We start from the raw sequence: 19,924 nt of genomic DNA, 5'->3' as shown, positions 1-19,924 counted from the left end.
GGTCGCCGCCGTGGCGGAGCGGACGGACCAGGCGGTGGAGATCTACACCGACGGCGCGTGCAGTGGCAATCCCGGACCCGGCGGATGGGGTGCGCTGCTGCGGTACGGCCGCCACGAGCGCGAGCTCTACGGCGGCGAGGACACCGTCACGACCAACAACCGGATGGAGCTGATGGCCCCGATCCGCGCGCTGGAAAGCCTCACCCGGCCGTCGGTGGTGAAGATCTACACCGACAGCACCTACGTGCGCAACGGGGTCACGCAGTGGATGCCGCGCTGGAAGAAGAACGGCTGGCAGACCCAGGCGAAGCAGCCGGTCAAGAACGCCGACCTCTGGCAGCGTCTCGACGACGCGGGCGAGCGGCACGAGGTCGAATGGCTGTGGGTCAAGGGACACGCCGGCCTGCCGGAGAACGAACGCGCGGACCGGCTCGCGGTCAAGGGTGCGCAGGAAGCGTCGAAAGCCGGGGTGCAGCGGGCCCGTGGCTGACCGCGACCAGGGCTGTGCCTGCGGGCTGCCCGAAAGCTACGACGTGTGCTGCGGTCCGTTCCACCGCGGGGAAAAGCAGGCCCCGACAGCCGAGCGGCTGATGCGCTCCCGGTACAGCGCGTTCGCCGTCGGCGACGCCGGCTACCTCGTGACCACCTGGCATCCCCGCACCCGGCCAAAACGGCTGCGGCTCGATCCCGCACAGGAGTGGACCCGGCTGGACGTGCTCGGGCACACCGGCGGTTCCCTGCTGGAGAACGAGGGCACGGTCGAGTTCCGCGCGCACTACCGGTACCGCGGCCAGGAGGATTCGCTGCACGAGAACAGTCGGTTCGTCCGTGAAGCAGGCCGCTGGCTCTATCTCGACGCGCTCGCCTGACTCCACAGCCGGCGTTCGGCGGCGTCCGGATCCGAGACGGTGGTGCTGACGTCGTCGAAGAGCCGCGTCACCCGTGAGCCCGGTTCGTACCGCGGCCACCCCGGTTCGCCGGTGGTGACGAAGCGGTGCCAGGCGCCGAACATCTCGGTGGCCATCGCGCGCAGCCGGCCGGGACCCGGCCGGGCGATGGCGAACAGGAAGCGCCAGTTCGGATTGCCGACGTCGTCGAACACGAACGGCAGGTCGACCCCGTGCGCCGCACCCAGCCCCCGGCCGCGCGGCGCGATCCGCCAGTCCAGCCGGTACATCCACGCCGGGCCGCCCGCCCCGTGCTGGGCTTCCGCGAGCCGGATCGCGGGCAGCCACCAATCGCCGGCAGTACGCACGCGGTTCACCAGCTGGTCCTCGGGCCAGTCCGGCAGCAGCTCGCGGTAGACGGCGGCGGCACGGGTGATGGCGTCCTCGTCGAGCATCGTGGAACCGGTGCCGAGCAGCTTCGCGCCGCCGGTTTGCAACCAGGAGAACAAATCCTGCTCATCGGCTGTGGTGCCGACGAGCAGCCGTACGTCACGGGCAGCTCCGTCGGCGACCGCTTCGCCAGGACGGCGAGGCAGCAGTTCGCCACCCACGACCACCCGGTAGGGCACGAGCGTGCCGAGCGCCCCCGTCACACGTTGCTGAGCCGCCAGGATCTGTGCCACCGGCACCGTGGCGAACGCTTCGGCGGGCACAGCCAGCTCCTCCAGCACGGCTTTGCCGACCGTCTCGGCCTCCGCCGCGGTGTGCACCACGGAACCGACGCCGGTGCCGCTCTGCACGATCGCCTGCTGGAACAGCCCGCGCGCCGCGGGAACCGCGAGCAGGGTGCCCACGGTGCGTCCACCGTTGGACTGCCCGGCGAGCGTGACCCGGCCCGGGTCCCCGCCGAACGCGGCGACGTCGTCACGCACCCACTCGAGCGCCAGAACCTGGTCCTGCAGCGACAGATTGCCTTCGGACACCCTGGGAAGGCGCAGCATGCCGAGCACTCCGAGGCGGTACGCGACGGTCACCACGACCACCCCGCGACGGGCGTAGGCGGAACCGTCGAACTGGTGTGGCGAGCCGAGCACACCGCCACCGCCGTGGATCCACACCAGCACCGGATGCGGACCGGGCTCCTCCGGCGAGTAGACGTTCACGTACAGGCAGTCCTCGTCGCCGATGAACCGCTTGCCGGTGATGTCGGGCTGCGGAGCCTTTCCGGCGAACCCGGTCGCGTCACGCACCCCGGTCCACGGCACGACCGGGACCGGGGGGCGGAACCGCACCGGCGGCTGCGCGAACGGCACGCCGAGGAACACCCGGACGCCGTCCCGCCGGACGCCGCGCACCGCCCCGGCCCGGGTCTGCGCCGTCGTCGCGGAAACTGTCGTCACGGAACCAGCCTAGTGCGGCCCCCGAGCGCGACCGGGGGTCGGCGGGTGATGATTGTCGCGTGCACATCGCGGCGGAATTGGTCGCCCTGGTCCTGACGGTCCTCATCGTCACGGTCGGGGCGCGTCGGTTGGACTGGTCGGCACCGCTGTGCCTGGTCGCGGTGGGAGTCGCGGCGTCGTTCGTGCCGGGGGTGCCGGAGTACGAGCTCGACCCCGAGGTCGTGCTGATCGGGCTCCTGCCCCCGCTGCTGTACTCGGCCTCGATCCAGACGTCGCTGGTCGCGTTCCGCCGGCTGCGCGGGCCGATCGCGCTGCTGTCGGTCGGCCTGGTCGTGTTCACCGCCTTCGGCGTCGGGCTGGTCGCCTGGGCGGTGGTGCCCGGATTGCCGCTCGCCGCCGGGATCGCGCTGGGCGCGGTCGTCGCACCGCCGGACGCGGTGGCCGCGAGCGCGGTCGCGCGCCGGGTCGGCATGCCCCGCAAGCTCGTCCGGCTGCTGGAGGGCGAGAGCCTGTTCAACGACGCGGCCGCGCTCGTCGCCCTGCGCACCGCGATCGCGGCCATCGCCGGGGCGGTCAGCCTCTGGCAGGTCGGGCTGGACTTCCTGCTCGCGGCGGCCGGCGGGATCGTCGTCGGGCTCGTCGTCGGCGTCGTGGTGGCGTTCCTGCGCGCCAAGCTGGAAGAGCCGATCACCGACACCGCGCTGTCGTTCGCGGTGCCGTTCGCCGCGTACCTGCTGGCCGAAGTCGCGCACGGGTCAGGCGTGCTGGCCGTGGTGATCGCCGGGCTCATCCAGGGGCACCAGGCACCGCGGATCCAGTCGGGCCCGTCACGGCTGGCCAGCAGGCTCAACTGGCAGACCGTGCAGTTCCTGCTGGAGAACATGGTGTTCCTGCTGATCGGCCTGCAGCTGCGGCGGATCCTCGCCGAGGTCGGCAAGAGCGGGCTTTCGCTGTGGACGCTGATCGGCATCTGCGCGGCGGTGCTCGGCGCGACCATCCTCACGCGAGTGCTGTGGATGGCCGGCATCGGCACGGTGAAACGGCTGCTGCACCGTCTCGGCGCCGATCGCAGCAAGATCTGGCCGTGGCGCTACTCGGCGGTGATCTCGTGGGCGGGAATGCGCGGCGTGGTCACGCTCGCCGCGGCGTTCGTGCTGCCCGCGGACACCCCGCAACGCGCGGTGCTCGTCCTGGCCGCGTTCGTCGTCGTGGCCGGCACGCTCGTGCTGCAGGGCATGACGCTGCCCGCGCTGGTCCGGCGGCTGCGGCTGCCGCGCCCCGATCCCGCGCAGGACGCGCTGCAGGAAGCCGCTGTGCTGCACGACATGACCCGCGTCGCGCTGCGCAAGCTGGACGAACTGCAGCGCCCGGAGGATCCGCCGGAAGTCCTGCAGCGGCTGCGTGACCGGCTGCAGGACCGCTCGGACTCGGCGTGGGAACAGCTCGGCAGGCAGAGCACGCTGGCCGAAACCCCCAGCGACGCCTACCGCAGGCTGCGGATCCGGTTGCTGGACGCCGAACGCGAGCAGTTCCTGGAAGCCCGCGACCAGGGCACGGCCGACGACGCCGTGCTCCGCCGCATCCTGGCCCGGCTCGACATCGAGGAATCCATGCTCGACCGGGACGACGAGGAACCCCCGCAGGAGGGCCGCGAACTCAGCACACCCGCGGCGACCGCCGGTTCGTGCAAGCACCTCGCCCACGAGTGGACCGAACAGCCGCCGAGCTCGTCCGACAGCTGCACCGCCTGCGTCGAAGAGGGCACCACGTGGGTGCACCTGCGGAAATGCCTGAAGTGCGGCAACGTCGCGTGCTGCGATTCGTCACCGGCCAAACACGCGTCGCAGCATTTCCACGAAAGCCGCCACCCGGTGATGCGCAGTCACGAACCGGGCGAGTCCTGGCGGTGGTGTTTCGTCGACAAGCAGTTGGGCTGAGCCCGCCGCCGTGGATAGGGTCGGAGCATGAGCACGCCCGAGCAGGAGATCGAGTACCGCCAGCACCGTTTCACCCCGCCGCCAGGGTCGACCGAGATCTTCCTGGTGCGCCACGGGGAATCGATGCCCGCGAAGGCGAGCGAGCCCTTCGACCTCGTCGGTGGTCAGGCCGATCCGGACCTCGCGCCGGAGGGCCGCGACCACGCCGCTCGGGTGGCGCGGCGGCTGGCCGGGGAACGGCTCGACGCGCTGTACGTGACCACGCTGCGGCGCACCGCGCAGACCGCCGCACCGCTGGCGGAGAAGCTCGGCCTCGCCCCGTCGGTGGAGCCGGAGCTGCGGGAAATCCACTTGGGCGACTGGGAGAACGGACTCTTCCGCAAGTACACCACCGAGGGGCACCCGGTCGTCGAGGAGCTGTGGGCGCGGCAGCGCTGGGACGTGATCCCGGGTGCGGAGTCCGACGAGGCGTTCGGCAGCCGGATCCGCGCCGCGCTCACCCGGATCGCCGCGGCCAACCCGGACCGGCGGGTGGCGGTGTTCACCCACGGCGGCGTGATCGGCGAAGTCTTCGCGCAGGCCAGTCGCGCGCTCGACCGGTTCGCCTTCCTCGGCGCGGACAACGGCTCGGTGTCCCATCTGGTGGTGCACGGGGAGAACTGGCTGGTGCGCCGCTTCAACGACACCGCTCATCTGGCCGCGCCGCTGGGCTGAGCCGCCGTCCGGCGGATCCGGCCGTCCGCGACGAGCTGCACGGTCACCAGCACGGCGATCGATTCGGCCGCCAGCAGCCCGAGCAGCACCAGCACCTGCGTCGTCCCGGCCTGCAGCGGGCTCGCCCCGCCGAGCAGCACCCCGACGTACGCGCCGGGAAGCGTCACCAGCCCGACCGTGCGGGTCTGGTCGAGCGCCGGGATCAGGGCCTGCCCGGCCGAGGGGCGGCAGATCTCCAGCGCTGCCTGCCGGGGCAGGAAACCGAGTGCCAGCGCGGCCTCGTACTCGCCGTGCCGGGTCGCCAGTTCGTCGAGCGCCCGGCGGGCGGCCTGGGAAGTGGCGGTCATCGTGCCGCCGATGACGATCCCGGCAACCGGTACGAGCGCGATCGGACGCGCGGGCACGACCCCCGAACCCAGCACCAGCGCCAGCACCGGCACCACCCCCGAGGCCAGCGCGAGCGCGATCCAGCCGGCCTGGCGCGGGACCCCGATCCGCGTGGCGGACGTCCCGGTCGCGATGGAGAACATGGCGAGCACGAACAGTCCCGTCAGCCAGTCCGAACGCAGGATCACGGTGATCACCAGCGAGACGAGCGCGAGCTGCGCGACCGCCCGGACCGCGGCCACGAGCACGGCGCGGCCCTGCCCGAGCCTGCCGTAGCGGACCACTGCGGTCCCGGCGAGCGCGAGCACCACCAGCACCGCCACCAAAGCCGGCCCGAATCCGATCGCTGCGTTCACGATCGCGATCCTGCCGCAGCGGTCTCAGGCGAAACAGCTGAGCAGGGTGCCCGTCCCGGTCACGGACTGCCGCGCCACCACAGCGCCGTTCACCCGGATGCGGCAGGCCAGCTCACCCGTCCCGGTGTTCTGCGCGACCAGGCTGGAGAACAGCGGCACGCCGGCGGGCGCGGTCCGCAGCACAGTCATCGACCACGGCGCATCGACTTCGGCCTGCTGCTCGAGAGCGCCGCCCGCCCCGATGTAGGTGAGGTTGCGCCCGCCTCCGGACCCGGTCAGCTCGTACACGACGACGAGAGTCCGGTCCTGGCCCGCCGCGGGGGCACCGCCCGGGCCTGCCGGCTGATCCGGCCCGGTGGAGCCGCTCTGCCCCGGCGCACCATTTTCCCCTGGTGCGCCGTTCTGTCCTGCTGCGTCGTTCTGGCCCGCCGTGCCGTTCTGTCCTGTCGCACCGTTCTGCCCCGCCGCGCCGGCTCGGCCATCCGTGCCTGTGCCGCCGTCCGTGCCGGTACGGCCTGCCGCGCTCGTCGCGTCGTCCGTGCCGGGCCGGGTGCCATCGCCTGCGGAGCCGGGCTGCCCGTCCGCGCCCGGAAGCCGGCTTCCCTCCGCCGGGTCCGCGGCGCCTTCGCTGCGCGCGGCCTGCCCGGTCCGCGTGGCCGGCCCGGTGCCGGTGGCGGGGATGGCGTACCAGGCGACCACGGCGGCGACCACGGCCACGCCGAGCACGACCACCACGCTGCCGAGCGGCCGCAGCCGGCCCGCTCTCCCCCGGTCCGCCGTGGACCGGTCCGTGCCAGGAACACCCATCGAGAGGTTTCCGCTCCTCGGGCGCACTCCGCCGGAGTACGACTGGGCAGGACATCCGATATCTCGCCGGATCGTCACTCGGCGTTAGCCGTTTCGAGATATCCGATGGTTATTCACCCTAACGGGTGGATGTCGATGTCGCTCAAGGGCGTGGTGACCACGGACGATGCTCGTCATCGTGCTGTACCGACTCGGACACGGAGCGTGACGCGTCAGTCCACGGGTCCTGGCTCGGTGACCGGCCCGAGGAGCGGCTGCCGCGCCGAACTCCTCGCGGATTTCGCGGTGGAGACCCTCGACGTCCACCTCTCCGGGATCGCGTGTCCGCCGGGAGGAAAATCCCGCCGCCCATTGCGGACCTCGGCCAAAGCACCGATCGGGGCGATGCCGGTTTTCTGTCGTACCCGCCGGGCAGAATCACGGGCGTGTATCAGGAGACCCCGGCACCGCAGGCGTTGCGCTCCGTCGTGCGCTGCCTCTGGCGTTCGGTCCAGCACGTCCCGAAGCGGATCGTGCCCGACGGCTGCGTCGACCTGGTCGCCGGCGGCGAGGAGGTCTTCGTGGCCGGGCCGGACACCGCGGCGTGGATTTCCGAGGTCGCCCCGGACACGCAGCTACGCGGGCTCCGGCTGCGGCCGGGGGCGGCGGCCGCGGTACTCGGCGTCGCCGCCGACGAGCTGCGCGACCAGCGCGTCCCGCTGGCGCGGCTGTGGAACGCCTCGTGCGCCGAGGAAATCCTCGACGGACGTGCGCTCGCCGACGTCGTGCGGCGCCGGCCCGCCGCGACCGACACGGCCGTCGACCGGATGCTCACCCACCTGGCCCGGGCACCGGCGCGGATCGGCGCCGGTCCGTCCGGGCTCGGCGAACGGCAGCTGCGCCGCAGGTTCACCCTCGCCGTCGGCTACGGACCGGCCACCTACCTGCGCGTGCTCCGCCTCCAGCGGGCGATCGCGCTGGCCCCCGCCAGTGCGGACCTCGCCGCTCTCGCGACCGCCGCCGGCTACGCGGACCAGTCCCACCTTTCCCGGGAATGCCGCTCCCTCACCGGGCTGCCACCACGCACCTACTTCTCCTGATCCACGGCCCGGTTCTGGTGCCGGGCAAGGAAATGCGCAGTGTCCACAGTGGCCGGGTACAGGGCCCGGTAGTGCGCGTAGAACTCGTCGTAGGTGTCCGCGCGGGCCGGGTCGGGGCGGATCACCTCGGCGACCGGGTTCCAGGCTTCGATGTCCGGCTCCAGCCCCACCGCGACAGCGGCCAGGAACGCGTCGCCGAAGGCCGCGCCGACCGTTTCGCTGGGCAGGTACTGGTCGGTGCGGGTCACGTCGCTCACGATGCCCGTCCACACCCGGCCCTGGGTGCCGCCGCCCACCGCCACCAGCCGCCGCGCCGGGCCGCCCATGGCCTCCAGGTTGTGCCGGACCCCGTAGGCAGTGCCCTCGAGAGCCGCGCGGTACAGCTCGGCCCGGCCGTGCCCGGTGGTCAGCCCGGCGAGCACCCCACGCGCGTCCGGGTCCGGGACGGGTGTGCGCTCCCCCGCGAAATACGGCAGCATCAGCAGCCCGCGGCTGCCGGCCGGGACCGCGCCGGCCGCGGCCACCAGCCGGGCGAAATCCCCGTCGAACAGTTCGCGCAGCCAGTCGGTGATCGCGCCCGAGGTGGCCATCCCGGCAGCCAGGGAATGACTGCCGGGGAACACCCCCCGCGTCGCCCAGAGCCCGGACACCGGACGCGGTGCGGCCGTCTCCCGGATGAGGAACATGGTGGTGCCGTACATGACCATCGTGTCGCCCGGCTCCCGCACGCCGGCGCTGGCCGCCTCGGCCCAGGCGTCGATCGTGCCGCAGGTGACCGGAAGACCGGCGGGCAGGCCGGTCCGCGCGGCGGCCTCGGCGGTGACCGTGCCGGCCACCTCGGTCGGCCAGGCCAGCCGGGGCAGCGAAACACCCGGCGCGACGAGGGCGGACCAGTCGGCGGCCCAGTCCCCGGCTCGCAGGTCGTACATCGGATCGCACTGGCTCGCCGAATGGTGGTCGAGCACGTACTCGCCGGTGAGCCGCTGGACCAGGTACGAACTCGCCATCAGGAACTGCCGGGCGCGCGCGGCCACCTCGGGTTCGCGCCGGTACAGCCAGCGCCATTTCGGGCCCACCGCCTGACTGGACAGCGCACTGCCGCAGCGCTCCACAATGGAGTCCGCACCCAGTTCCGCGGTGAGCTCCGCGATCTCCGCGCCGGCCCGGGTGTCCACGCCGTAGAGGATGGCCGGGCGCAATGGCCGCCCGGCTTCGTCGGCGGGCAGCAGCACCGGGCCGATGCCGCTCACCGCGAGCCCTGCGGGCGGGGTGTCCGCGGCCGCGAGCAGCTCCCGGACCAGCGCGGTGAATCCGGCCCACCACACCGTTTCCGCGTCGTGTTCGAACCAGCCGGGACGGGGGCGGGAGGTGGTGTGCGGACGGCTCGCGCGCGCCAGTACAGTGCCGTCCACGCCCACCAGGACGCCCTTGGCACTGGACGTGCCGATGTCGATGCCGAGCAGCGGGCCCGGTTGCACCGCGGCACCTCCGGTGAGCTGACGGTAAACGATTACCGAGGACGCTATTCTTCGGTCACCGGAGTGTCAAGGAAGCCAGGACGAGGAGGCACGGTGGCCACCATCAGCGATGTCGCCGCCCGGGCGGGGGTCTCCACGGCGACCGTGTCCCGCACCCTGAACGGCAAGTCCACTGTGGACCCGGAACTCGCCGCGCGGGTGGTCGCCGCGGCGCAGGAGCTCGGGTATCACCCCAACGGGCTGGCCCGGAACCTGCGCCGCCAGGAGACCGCGGTGCTCGCCCTGATCATCTCCGACGTGGAGAACCCGTTCTTCACCGCACTCGCCCGCGGCGTCGAGGACCTGGCGCAGATGTCGGGATACTCGGTGGTGTTGTGCAATTCGGACGAGAACACGGACAAGGAGCGCCGTTACCTCGAGGTCGCACTGCAGGAGCGGGTCGCGGGCGTGGTGCTCTCCCCCACCGGCCCGGCCACGGACGTGGGGATGCTGCGCCGGCTGGACACTCCGGTGGTGGCGGTCGACCGGCCGCTCGCCGGCACCGACGGCGACCAGGTCCTGGTCGACAGCCGCCGTGCCGCCCGGGACGCGACCCGGCACCTGGTCGCCGGCGGGTACCGCAGGGTCGGCTGCCTCAGCGGACCGGCCGGGGTGCGCACGGCCGACGACCGGCTGACCGGCTACCTGGACGCGGTCGGCGCGGAGAACGCGCTCTACCGGCGTGCCCGGTACCGGGCCGAGGGCGCCCGACTGGCGGCCGGCGAGCTCCTGGACCTGCCCGTCCCGCCGGAGGCCCTGCTCATCGCGAACAGCACGATGGCGATCGGCGTCCTGGAGGCCCTGGCCGCGAGAGACCTCCGTCCGGGCCGCGACGTGGGCCTGGTCTCCTTCGACGACGCCCCGTGGGCCACGCTGATCGATCCACCGCTGACCGTGGTGGCCCAGCCCGCGTACGAAATCGGCCGCGTCGCCGCGGAACTCCTGCTCGCCCGCATCGCCGACGGCACCCGCCCCGCGGTCACGAAGACACTCGACGCCCGCCTCATCGAACGCCAAAGCTCCCACCGCTGACGGCACCCGTCATACCGACACCGGAACCACCGGACATCGACGCCGGAACCACCGACCGCCCGGCCGGCCCGCGCGGGGCATGGAAACCTCGCAGCCCGGCCACCCATCCGAAGCCGCAGTCCATGCAACGAAGGCAAAGTCGAGAGACCGAAGCATTGACGGGCCGACGGTGATTCCCGCTGGGCGGGCGTCACAGTACGAGGGTCACCGGGCGACTGCCGCGTGGCCGGTGACCCGCTGGACGAATCAAGCCCACCCGCCGGTACGGGCAACCCCGCTCCCCCCTGCGCCGGCGACGCCCACCCGCCGAAGCCCCAAGCCCGGCGACCCCGCCGGTCACGCCGCTCGGCCCGACCCGTCGCGCCGAGCGATCCGACCCGACCCGTCGCCGAGCGGTCCGACTCGCCACCCCGCGCCACACGGCCCGCTGCCCACGGCTCGCCCCCACGGCTGGCTTCGACTTCCCAGGCTCGCCCCGCCCGCTCCACCGCGGCTCACCCTGCTCTCCACAGCGAGGTCCGCTCCCTGAGTCTCGACCCGCCCCGCGCCCCAAGACTCGCCCTGCTCACCACGATCCACCCGGCTCGCCCCGTCCCCCGGAACTCAGCCCGCCGGCCACGACTCGCCCGGCTCGGCCCACGCCCCCAAGCTCGACCCGCTGCGTCCCTCAAGGCCCAGCCGCTCACCACGACTCGCCCGGCGTGCCGCGCCCGGTTCCCCAGGCCCCGGCCCGCTCGCCACGACTCACACGATTCGGCCGGGCCCAAGCTCGAGCCGCTGCGTCGCCCAAGGCTCGGCCGGGACGACGTGCCTGGGGGCCGGCCACATGGCCGGCCCCCAGGCACGTCCCACCCCCTGTCCCCCCAGCACCGGCGGTTGCCGGAGCCCGCGTGAGCCCGAGGCGGAGAAATCGTTTACCATCTCGAACGTAAAGGCGCCCTCACGGAGTGTCAAGGACACAAAAGCCTGGACAACCCGGTCCGCACGCGGCAGACTGGCCCGATCTTGCCTACTCCTCGTGTTGATTGATGTGCGATGCGTGTCGATCTCTGGTGAATTCACGCACAAAGCGGTGAGAAACCGCACGAACCCGCACACACGCGTTAGTCTGGGCGCATGTCAGTCGCGCTGGAGAACGTCCTCGCCAGAGCCGGCCTCAAGGCCGATGCGAACGCCTTCCTCACGCTCGTGGAGGACGCTGCCCGCCGGTTGTCCCCACCGAATCCCGACCCCGCGCACTACTTCTCCCCCGACCAGGTCGCCGCGCTCGGCGACGTCGGGCTCGATCTGAGCCCCGGCGCCGAAGGGGAACCGGACTTCCGCGCGCGTACGGTCGCCGCGCACGCCGTGCTGGCCGATTCCGCGCTGTCGGTCGTACAGGCCGCGGAGCTGCTGAACGTCGACGACAGCCGGATCCGGCACCGGCTCAAGGCGGGCAGGCTCACCGGCTGGAAGGACCAGGGCTGGCGGCTGCCCGCCTGGCAGTTCACCGGCTCCGGCGTACTGCCCGGCCTGGAGTTCGTGCTGCGCGCGATCCCCGAGGACCAGCCGGCGCTCGTCGTGGCCGCGTTCATGAACACCCCGCAGTCGGACCTGGTGATCAACGACCGGCCGGCCACGCCGCGGCAGTGGCTGCTCGCCGGCGGCGACCCGGACCCACTGGCCCAGCTGGTCGCCACGCTCGGCTCGCCGTTCTAGGCTGAGCCGTCAAGATCACCGACACAGGACGGACGACCCCCGACGCATGGCCCGGCTCCCCCTGCCACCGGCGCGGTCCGTACTGCTCAAGGAGCTGGACCGCGACCACGACGTGGTGGCCATCCAGCCCGAGACCAGGCTGGTCCGCATCTTCACCGCACACGGCAATCACCCGCAGCAATGGAACACGTTCCGCTTCACCGGCCCGCTCCCGCACGGACGGTTCGACCAGCAACCGCCCGGACGCGGCGGACAGCCGGTCACCGATCCGGCCAACGGCGTGCTGTACTTCGGGCTGACCGTCCGCACCAGTATCGCCGAGGTCTTCCAGACCACCTCCACCGTCGACCGCACCACACGCGGGCCGCGGCTGGTCGTCGTGCGCCCCGTCCGGACACTGCGGATGCTCGACCTCAGCGGCCTGTGGCCGACCCGGGTCGGTGCCTCGCAGGAGATCTCCAGCGGCCCGAAGAAAATCACCCAGGCCTGGGCGCGCGCGATCCGCACCGCGATGCCCGAGCTGGACGGCCTCTGGTACCGCTCGTCGATGGACTCCGGCGGCCCCGCGGTGTGCCTGTGGGACCCGCCCGCCGGCGCGGCGCTGCCGATCGCCCCGGACGTCCTGCTGCCGCTGGACCATCCGGGGCTCGACGTGCCGCTCGGCCGGGTGTGCGAGGAGCTGAACTACACGCTGCTCAGCTGAGGTGGCGTGCCCACCAGTCCAGCACCGCGGCGAGCCGCTGCACGCGGTGCCGCGGGCGGCCCGAACGGGTCAGCTCGTGGCCCTCGCCCGGGAAGAGCAGGAACTCCGCGTCGGCACCCGCCCGGCGCAGCGCGACGAACATCCGCTGCGCCTGTTCCAGCGGGCAGCGCCAGTCCTGTTCGGAATGCACCACGGCGAAGGGGATCCGCACGTCGGCGGCGTAGCTGAGCGGGCTGCGCCTGCGCTGTTCCTCCGGGTCGGTGCCGACGTAGGCCTCGGCGAAGAAGTAGCCGATGTCCGAGCTGCCCGCGAAGGAGTCCCAGGCGTTCACGGCACGCTCACTCCACGCGGCGCGGAACCGCTCGGGGTGCTTCGCGGCGAGCCAGCTGGTCATGAACCCACCGTAGGAACCACCCATGACACCAGCGCGGGACGAGTCGATGTCCGGCCGTTCGAGTGCCTTGTCCAGCAGCGCGAGCACGTCATCGACGTCCACCGTGCCCATGTCGCGCACGATCGCGCGCCCGTGCGCCTGCCCGTAGCCCGCCGACCCGCGCGGGTTGCCGAGCACCACCGCGTAGCCGGCCGAGGCGTACACCTGGGCTTCGTCGAACACCGCCCATCCCTGCTGGGTGAACGGCCCGCCGTGCACCACCCGAAGCACCGGATGCGGCCCTTCGCCCTGGGGCAGCACCAACCATCCGTGCACCGAATAGCCGTCCCCAGCTGTGGTGTTCAGCTCCTCGACCCGGCAAAGGCCCCTCTCTCGCACCGTCTTCGCGTAGTCGGTGAGCACGCGGGGCCCCGCTTCCCCGAGTAGCACGACCTCGCCCGCGGTCTCCGTCGTCGCGACCACCGCCACCACGGTGCCGCCGTCCTCCGCGAATCCGTGGACCGACACCTGACCGCCATGGAGCACGCGCAGGCTGTCCAGCTTGGCGCTTTTCGCCGAGACGGGCACCGCGCACAACTCCACAGCGCCACGGTTGCGCACCGCTACGAGCACCTCGTCTTCGAGCGGGATCGGTGCCCCGGCGCCGGCTTCGACGTCGACAGTCTCCACATCGGTGAGCCGCCGCGGCTCCGCGTCCGCGACCACCGCGTAGAGCCCGGTGTTGCACGCGACCACGACGCCGTCCGCGTACGACGTCCCCACGAAGTAGAGGGTGCCGTCCGGGCCGAACACCGGATGTCCGGCATCGCCGGGGCAGGACGCCACCACCTCGGGCGCGCCCCCGCCGGCCGGGAAGGTCACCAGGTCGCACGACAGCGTCTCGACCCGGTCGAACTCCTGCGGCACGACCACCACGAGGCGTTCGCCGTCCGGGGTCCAGGCCGGATCGTGGACGTCGTAGTCCACCGGCGACAACGGCTGCGGCTCGACGTCCTCGGCGGTGTCGAGCACGAACAGTCGCTGGGGCCGGTCGCGCAGAAAGCCGGTGTTGTCGATCCGGTAGTCCAGGCGCGTGATCCGCCGGGGCGCCTCCGCGGCCGGTTCCGGTGTCCGGCCCTCGGCGTCCTCGGTGCCGTACCGGCCGCCCTCCGGCATCCGGGCGGTGCAGGCGAGCCGCCGCGAGTCCGGCGCCCACACCGGTCCTTCCGCGCCGAGCGGGAACGACGTCAGCTTGCGTGCTTCGCCGCCCTCCGCGGGCATCACGTACACCTGCGGGCTGCCCTCGGCACCGGTGCCCTCGCCCGCGCGCAGGAACGCGACCCATCGCCCGTCCGGCGAGATCGCCGGCGCCGAGTCACGCGGGCCGTACGTCCAGAACGTGTTGCCCGCGCCGGAGAGCGAGACCCGGTGCAGGGTGGCATCGGTGCGGTCGGCCTCGAGATCGGGCCTGCTCACCGCAGTGAGCAGCAGGTCACCGCGCAGCGCGAGGGTACCGGGGACGACGAGGGCTTCGATGTCGGCAGGACGCATGCCGACGACCGTACCTGATCCTTAGCAAAGCGAACGACTATTTCGCCTCGGCCGCCGCCCGCTCGTCGCGGCGGGCCTTGGACAGGCTCGCCACCGTGGTCACGGTCAGCACGACCACGATCACGCCGAGGGACACCCAGTTGTTGATGTCGAGCCAGTCCGGCGCGGCGTGGTACTCGTGCAGTGCGTGCAGCACCAGCTTCGCGCCGATGAAGGCGAGGATCACCGCGAGGCCGTAGCTGAGGTACACCAGTTTGTTCACCAGCCCGCCGAGCAGGAAGTACAGCTGCCGCAGGCCCATCAGCGCGAACGCGTTGGCGGTGAACACCAGGAAGGCGTCCTGGGTGATGCCGAAGATCGCCGGGATCGAGTCCACCGCGAAGAGCAGGTCGGCCGAGCCGATCGCGACGATCACCAGGAGCATCGGCGTGATCATCCGCTTGCCCTGGTGGCGCACCAGGTACTTGTGCCCGTGGTAGTCGTCGGTGACCGGGAACAGCTTGCGCACCCAGCGGGTGACCGCGTTCTCCTGGTACTCCTCGCCTTCGTCCTTGCCGCGCACCATGCTGATCGCGGTCCAGATCAGCACCGCACCGAACAGGAAGAAGACCCACACGAACTGGTTGATCAACGCCGCGCCGACCGCGATGAACACGCTGCGCATCGCCAGCGCGAGCAGGATCCCGACCAGCAGCACCCGGTGCTGGTGGATCACCGGCACCTTGAACGAGGCCATGATGATCATGAAGATGAACAGGTTGTCGACGCTCAGCGAGTACTCGGTGATGTATCCGGTGAAGAACTCGACACCCGGGTCGTGCCCGGCGAAGAACCAGACGCCGGCCCCGAACAGCACCGCGCACGCGATGTAGAAGACCACCCACCGCGCGGCCTCACCGGTGGTGACCTCGTGCGGCTTGCGGTCGACGATCACGAGGTCGAGGGCGATCAGGGCGAGCAGTCCACCGACCGTGGCGAACCACAGCCACACGGGAACGGTCATGAAAACGAAACCTCCGGATAGTGCGCAGCAGCAACTAACCGGAGGTCTCTTCCGCCGATCTCACGATCGGCCGACGGTGCCGGGCCCCGGGTTCTCCACCCACCGCGACCGAAACGATCACCGTGGCGCGCGAGTACCGGCAGCCGTGCTGACGACACCGCCGCGGAGGAATACTCCCCTCACAGCGCGTTCAGTGTGCCGGTTACCGGAGGCGAACGCCAGCGGGGGTTGCCCCCGTCACCGGACCGGCCGTGTTAACTCCGTCACCGGCCACACCAACGAGTGAGAACGATGTCTGATCCGTGTGAACCCGGAGCGGGGTTCTCAGGAGTGACTTTCTTAGAGGTAGTCATGACCGAAAAGGCGCCTTCACCTGCGAATTCGTCGCCTTCACACCACAGCGGGAGACCCAATGACGCCTCATGTTCACGATCAAGCGACGGACCAGCCGGCGTGCGAAGCACCGCGACGCTCGGCGTGGTTCTGCCGGGCGATCAGCAGCAGGATCCGGAACCGCGGGCGACCGTCGGGCAGCAGCTCCCCGCCGTGGATCGCAGCCCAGCGCTGCCACGGATCCAGCGGCCGGCGCAGCGTGTCGCGCGCGAATTCCTCGACGTCGAACCCGTAGCTCGTCTCGCCGGCGAGCACTTTGATCACGGTCGCCGTCCACGACAACCGACTCGGCATTGCGCTCGACAGCTCGGGCAGTGACCCGGTCGCCGAGCTCACGGTGGCACGGGATTCGTTCGTCGAAGCGCTCGCGACCGCCGGGTTCACGGTGACGGCATGGGATGCCGTCGAGGCACTGTCGAACGCCGAGGTGGGCCGACGCATCGAGGCGTCCTCGATCCCCCCGATGGTGAACGTGAAGGAATTCGCAGCGCTGTGCGGATTCAGCTCACACCAACGGATCTACGAACTGGACACCGAGCGGCGCAAGGCCGCCGAAGCCGGCCAGCTGCACACCTTCCCGACGCCGGTCGTGCCGGGCTGGTGGATCAAATCGGCCGCCGAGCGGTACGCCTCGACCCGGAAAACGAAGCCCGGCCCCGCGCCGCGCCGGAAGTAACGACCGTCGCCGGTGCGGGGCCCCTTGACCGAGCAGTAGCACGACCTCGGCGGCGCGTGGCCCGACCCGGTCAGTGCCGATTCAACTCAGAGGCGGCCTGTTGCTTCCGGTGAGCCGTAGCGCTGGCTAGCGGTGGTGCCATAACGCCTATCCATACGTCGTCGGTTGGTCTTTTCGGGTGAGACGAGGCGATTCGGCCGACGACAAAGAGAACGGACTCTAGCGTCGACTGCCGAGGGGGATGGCAATGGGGAGTTGCCGATTCCGCAGTACGCGGCAGAGCTTTCGCCTCATGTCGCCCTCGTTGTCCAACCAGACGAACGAGGAGGGACTGTCGATGAGGATAAGAAATCACCTCTGGCCGGTTGTGGTCGTAGGAGCCACGGTGTTCGCAGCACTACCGACGCCGATGGTATCGGCGGCCACCGCCGCACCACTGGTGTCTCACGAGGCAGCGGTGCCCGGTATCGCACCCACGAGCGATGCCGATGAGGGTGTGTACACCGATGAAACCGGGAAACGGCTGGGGTGCACGCCGGTAACGGGTGTCGACAACCCGCACCGCTCGAAAACAGGTATCGCCGCGTCAGGGCACGCCTGGTGGGAAAAGGGGGATTGCACCAACGACACGGCAACCATTCTGGTCTGCCTGTACGAGTACTACACCGACGGCACGTGGCGGCGGAAAGCGTGCGCTGAGAACGGCAACGTGAAGCCGGGCAGCGGAAGCACTGTGCGGGTACCCGTACGTCGTGACTGCGACACCACCGCGTCCACGTCGTGGCGCAACCAGGCCGACGTGGATGTCAACGACGAGATCGACAGCAGCGGGGTGGGCATGCGACAGGCGGATATCCCGTGTCAGGTGACCGGGCCCGATCAGTAGGTCGGTGCGATCATGGCCGGGTGGACAGTGAAATGAACAGCAGCGCCCGCCCTGGTCTGGTCGAGGGTGCCCGCGGAATAGCGGGCACCCTCACCGCCGCGCTCTACGGCACGATGACCCCGCACCCGTGGCTGGCCCCGGATGCGGACACTGACGCTTACTCGGCTTTCCACACCTGCTCGCGGATGATGGGCTGGCTACACGACGACCAGGAGCGCCCAAGCCTGTGGGGCATGAACGACGCCGACGCTCCCACGCGCACCTCCGGCTCAGAGCCGAATTCCGAGCCCGTGGCGTGGTTCCAGGTGGAGGCTCAACGGGTCGCGCGCGACCAACCCTTACCGGCACAGCCGGTCCTACAGTGCGCGACAGCTGCGATGACCCGGCTCGGAGCACTCGAACTGGACGCGGTGCAGATGTTGCTGCCCGTGCAGGTCCTCGATACTGCCGACGCACCCGGCCCATTGCTGTCCCCGTCGCTGCGCACTGCGCACTGGTTCGCCGACAGTGATCCCACTTTGCGTACCCCGGTACAGGTCACCCTCGACTCGGGGCAGTCTCCAGCTATTCCGGCGGTCAGCGATGTGCTGGCTTCCATCGAACAGCCGGCCTTCGCTGTCAGCTCCTACGAAAACGGTCACACGCCGATCACGCCATGGTTCGACGACAGCTTCTGGAACGGCCCGCCACAGCACGCGGTCGTCTTTACCGGCACTCTCGCCGAATGGTCCCCCAGCGCGATCGGATGGCTCGCCGGCCTTACTGCCGACCTATACGCCCGTCATCGCCTCACCACCCCCCTACTGATGACCGTGCAGCGAGGCCAAGCCTGAGCTAGTAGTGTTTTGTTAGGTGTGTCGTTGTGGCTGGTCAGGTGGTTGATGTGGTCTCCTGTGCGGGTGTTTCCGGAGGAGATGGACGAGGTTCGTCCGGTGATCGAACAGTTCGCTGAGCGGATGTTCGGTGGGTTCGCGCGGCGTGATCAGAGAGTGAAAGGTGAGCTGTACCTGCGTGGGCTGATGCTGGACGGCAAACGCAAGTCGATGCAGCCGATGGCGCAGCGGCTTGAGGTCGATCATCAGCAGTTGCAGCAGTTCGTCACCACCTCGACCTGGGACCACGTCGAGGTCCGGCGACGCCTGACCGGATGGGCCGGGGAGTTCATCGCCCCGGATGCCCTGGTCATCGATGACACCGGGTTTCCCAAGGACGGCAAGGATTCCCCAGGTGTTGCGCGGATGTATTGCGGTGCGCTGGGCAAAACGGGGAATTGCCAAATCGGGGTGAGCGTCCACGCGGTCACCGACTGGGCCTCGGCCGCGATCGACTGGCGGCTGTTGCTGCCCGAGTCCTGGGACGACGAGAAAGCAACCGACGGCGGGGCCGCAGCCGAGATCCGGCGTCGGCGGGCACGCAGTGCGATCCCAGACGAACCGCGACATCGGGAGAAGTGGCGGACATGCTCGACGAGGTCATCGGTGAGTGGGGACTGCCGAGCCGGCCGGTGGTGGCCGACGCCGGCTACGGCGACGCCACCGAATTCCGGCTCGGCCTGACCGAACGTGGCCTGACCTACGCCCTCGCCGTCAGCCCGACCGCGACCGCCCACCCCGCCGAGGCCGCGCCGGTGACCCCGGCCTGGAAGGGCACCGGCCGCCCGCCACAGCCGCGCTACCCCGACCCGCCACAGGACCTGAAATCCCTCGCGATGGCCGCCGGACGATCAGCAGGCCGGTACGTCCCCTGGCGACACGGATCACGCAAGACTCCCGGCAACCCCACCGCGAGCATGCGCTCCCGGTTCCTCGCGCTGCGCATCCGCCCAGCTAACCGCAACATCCCCCGCGACAGCGACGGCAGCCTGCCCGAATGCTGGCTGCTGGCCGAGTGGCCTCCCGGCGCACCCGAGCCCACCGACTACTGGCTCTCCACCCTCCCTGCCGACACGAAACTGCGGCACCTGGTCCGGCTGGCCAAAATCCGCTGGCGCATCGAACACGACTACCGCGAACTCAAAGACGGCCTCGGCCTCGACCACTTCGAAGGCCGCTCCCGGCTCGGCTGGCACCGCCACGTCACCCTCACCGCCGTCGCCCAGGCCATCTGCACCCAGCTCCGCCGCACCCCACAAGCCCCTGCGCAGGCCTGACCCTCTACGCAGTCCTGCACCAACTCCAGACCCTGCTCGCGGCCTGGACCGGCACCTGCCACACCTGCCGACAACCCATCCAGACCCCCACCCCGCAACAGAAACCCCAACTCAACAGCACCTAACAAAGCACCACTAGGGACCGAGTTGGACACAGCCAGCGGCCGGCGGCGCAGTCGGCCTCCTGCTGAAGCAGCAGCACGACTGCTGCGGCGCGGGCTGTCACCGCGGAGGCTCAGCAGTGTCCGCATCGGGCAGTGGCGTAGTGCCGGAGGTGATGACGGTGTGCTCCATCGGCGACCGGTGTCCGTCTGCGGTCTCGACCCAGTAGTAGCGGCCGTTGCCGAGCGTGGGCATCGGGCCTCGACGCGGTCGC

Annotated in this window: 18 protein-coding genes and 1 pseudogene; 12 read left to right on the top strand and 7 right to left on the bottom strand. The window is 70.8% G+C overall.

The features are described 5' to 3' along the window. Positions 1-10 precede the first annotated feature (10 nt). Together rnhA and BJY18_RS02185 are read left to right on the top strand one after the other, a co-directional pair. Entirely contained in the window at positions 11-490 is a 480-nt protein-coding gene (gene rnhA / locus BJY18_RS02190; RefSeq protein WP_184777223.1) for a ribonuclease HI, read from the top strand. Next, positions 483-869 (top strand): YchJ family protein, encoded by a 387-nt coding sequence (locus BJY18_RS02185; RefSeq protein ID WP_312873707.1) that lies wholly within the window; start codon positions 483-485, stop codon positions 867-869. The genes rnhA and BJY18_RS02185 overlap by 8 nt, the downstream gene beginning before the upstream one ends. Here BJY18_RS02185 and BJY18_RS02180 read toward each other — a convergent pair. Continuing rightward, positions 848-2,287, bottom strand: a complete 1,440-nt coding sequence (locus BJY18_RS02180; RefSeq protein ID WP_184777221.1) for a carboxylesterase/lipase family protein — start codon at positions 2,285-2,287, stop codon at positions 848-850. The two genes, BJY18_RS02185 and BJY18_RS02180, sit on opposite strands and share 22 nt — an antisense overlap. A gap of 59 nt (positions 2,288-2,346) precedes the next feature. On the opposite strand from BJY18_RS02180, the gene BJY18_RS02175 reads away from it, so the two are divergent. Next, on the top strand, positions 2,347-4,224 hold the full coding sequence (locus tag BJY18_RS02175) for a Na+/H+ antiporter (protein WP_184777219.1): 1,878 nt from the start codon (positions 2,347-2,349) through the stop codon (positions 4,222-4,224). A 27-nt stretch (positions 4,225-4,251) separates the two neighbouring features. Beyond that, positions 4,252-4,938, top strand: coding sequence for a histidine phosphatase family protein (locus BJY18_RS02170; protein ID WP_184777217.1), 687 nt, complete (start codon positions 4,252-4,254; stop codon positions 4,936-4,938). On the opposite strand, the gene BJY18_RS02165 is transcribed toward BJY18_RS02170, so the two are convergent. Both BJY18_RS02165 and BJY18_RS36590 read right to left on the bottom strand, forming a co-directional pair. Beyond that, the gene (locus BJY18_RS02165) at positions 4,914-5,681 is read right to left on the bottom strand and encodes an ABC transporter permease (RefSeq protein WP_376774634.1); all 768 of its coding nucleotides are present in this window, start codon (positions 5,679-5,681) and stop codon (positions 4,914-4,916) included. The genes BJY18_RS02170 and BJY18_RS02165 overlap by 25 nt on opposite strands. A 24-nt stretch (positions 5,682-5,705) precedes the next feature. Then, positions 5,706-6,488 (bottom strand): MmpS family transport accessory protein, encoded by a 783-nt coding sequence (locus BJY18_RS36590; RefSeq protein ID WP_246458740.1) that lies wholly within the window; start codon positions 6,486-6,488, stop codon positions 5,706-5,708. A gap of 425 nt (positions 6,489-6,913) precedes the next feature. Here BJY18_RS36590 and BJY18_RS02155 point away from each other — a divergent pair, with 425 nt between their 5' ends. Then, positions 6,914-7,567, top strand: coding sequence for a helix-turn-helix domain-containing protein (locus BJY18_RS02155; RefSeq protein ID WP_184777215.1), 654 nt, complete (start codon positions 6,914-6,916; stop codon positions 7,565-7,567). On the opposite strand, the gene BJY18_RS02150 is transcribed toward BJY18_RS02155, so the two are convergent. Then, on the bottom strand, positions 7,555-9,045 hold the full coding sequence (locus tag BJY18_RS02150; RefSeq protein WP_184777213.1) for an FGGY-family carbohydrate kinase: 1,491 nt from the start codon (positions 9,043-9,045) through the stop codon (positions 7,555-7,557). The two genes, BJY18_RS02155 and BJY18_RS02150, sit on opposite strands and share 13 nt — an antisense overlap. Positions 9,046-9,138: 93 nt before the next feature. Here BJY18_RS02150 and BJY18_RS02145 point away from each other — a divergent pair, with 93 nt between their 5' ends. From BJY18_RS02145 to BJY18_RS02135, 3 genes are all read left to right on the top strand, one after another. Then, on the top strand, positions 9,139-10,116 hold the full coding sequence (locus tag BJY18_RS02145) for a LacI family DNA-binding transcriptional regulator (protein WP_184777211.1): 978 nt from the start codon (positions 9,139-9,141) through the stop codon (positions 10,114-10,116). 1,116 nt (positions 10,117-11,232) lie between these two features. Next, the gene (locus BJY18_RS02140) at positions 11,233-11,814 is read left to right on the top strand and encodes a DNA-binding protein (RefSeq protein WP_184777209.1); all 582 of its coding nucleotides are present in this window, start codon (positions 11,233-11,235) and stop codon (positions 11,812-11,814) included. A 46-nt stretch (positions 11,815-11,860) separates the two neighbouring features. Then, on the top strand, positions 11,861-12,517 hold the full coding sequence (locus tag BJY18_RS02135; RefSeq protein ID WP_184777206.1) for an RES family NAD+ phosphorylase: 657 nt from the start codon (positions 11,861-11,863) through the stop codon (positions 12,515-12,517). Here BJY18_RS02135 and BJY18_RS02130 read toward each other — a convergent pair. The 3 genes from BJY18_RS02130 to BJY18_RS02120 form a co-directional block, all read right to left on the bottom strand. Continuing rightward, positions 12,510-14,441 carry a S9 family peptidase gene (locus BJY18_RS02130; RefSeq protein WP_184777204.1) on the bottom strand — a complete coding sequence of 644 codons (1,932 nt, stop codon included), beginning with the start codon at positions 14,439-14,441 and terminating at the stop codon, positions 12,510-12,512. The genes BJY18_RS02135 and BJY18_RS02130 overlap by 8 nt on opposite strands. Before the next feature lie 37 nt (positions 14,442-14,478). Continuing rightward, the gene (locus BJY18_RS02125; protein ID WP_184777202.1) at positions 14,479-15,444 is read right to left on the bottom strand and encodes a TerC family protein; all 966 of its coding nucleotides are present in this window, start codon (positions 15,442-15,444) and stop codon (positions 14,479-14,481) included. A gap of 432 nt (positions 15,445-15,876) precedes the next feature. Continuing rightward, entirely contained in the window at positions 15,877-16,101 is a 225-nt protein-coding gene (locus tag BJY18_RS02120; protein WP_184777199.1) for a hypothetical protein, read from the bottom strand. Between BJY18_RS02120 and BJY18_RS02115 the strand changes: the two genes are divergently transcribed. The 4 genes and pseudogenes from BJY18_RS02115 to BJY18_RS02100 all read left to right on the top strand — a co-directional run bounded on the left by BJY18_RS02115 (position 16,094) and on the right by BJY18_RS02100 (position 19,548). Beyond that, on the top strand, positions 16,094-16,513 hold the full coding sequence (locus BJY18_RS02115; RefSeq protein ID WP_184777197.1) for a hypothetical protein: 420 nt from the start codon (positions 16,094-16,096) through the stop codon (positions 16,511-16,513). The genes BJY18_RS02120 and BJY18_RS02115 overlap by 8 nt on opposite strands. A 385-nt stretch (positions 16,514-16,898) precedes the next feature. Further along, entirely contained in the window at positions 16,899-17,399 is a 501-nt protein-coding gene (locus BJY18_RS36270; protein ID WP_221457506.1) for a hypothetical protein, read from the top strand. Positions 17,400-17,419: 20 nt separating this feature from the next. After that, on the top strand, positions 17,420-18,232 hold the full coding sequence (locus BJY18_RS02105; RefSeq protein WP_312873706.1) for a hypothetical protein: 813 nt from the start codon (positions 17,420-17,422) through the stop codon (positions 18,230-18,232). Between the two features lie 66 nt (positions 18,233-18,298). Further along, a pseudogene (locus BJY18_RS02100) lies at positions 18,299-19,548 on the top strand (IS701 family transposase). Positions 19,549-19,924 lie beyond the last annotated feature (376 nt).

Source organism: Amycolatopsis jiangsuensis, assembly GCF_014204865.1.
Classification (GTDB): Bacteria; Actinomycetota; Actinomycetes; order Mycobacteriales; family Pseudonocardiaceae; genus Amycolatopsis; species Amycolatopsis jiangsuensis.
The sequence above is the reverse complement of the archived record's forward strand: the minus strand, read 5'-3'. Positions and strand labels throughout refer to the sequence as shown.

What these genes read in the sequence shown, in the direction of transcription:
- BJY18_RS02170 (WP_184777217.1), top strand. Translation starts at nt 4,252, where the DNA reads ATGAGCACGCCCGAGCAGGAGATCGAGTACCGCCAGCACCGTTTCACC.
- BJY18_RS36590 (WP_246458740.1), bottom strand. Translation starts at nt 6,488, where the DNA reads ATGGGTGTTCCTGGCACGGACCGGTCCACGGCGGACCGGGGGAGAGCG.
- BJY18_RS02140 (WP_184777209.1), top strand. Translation starts at nt 11,233, where the DNA reads ATGTCAGTCGCGCTGGAGAACGTCCTCGCCAGAGCCGGCCTCAAGGCC.
- BJY18_RS02135 (WP_184777206.1), top strand. Translation starts at nt 11,861, where the DNA reads ATGGCCCGGCTCCCCCTGCCACCGGCGCGGTCCGTACTGCTCAAGGAG.
- BJY18_RS02130 (WP_184777204.1), bottom strand. Translation starts at nt 14,441, where the DNA reads ATGCGTCCTGCCGACATCGAAGCCCTCGTCGTCCCCGGTACCCTCGCG.
- BJY18_RS02125 (WP_184777202.1), bottom strand. Translation starts at nt 15,444, where the DNA reads ATGACCGTTCCCGTGTGGCTGTGGTTCGCCACGGTCGGTGGACTGCTC.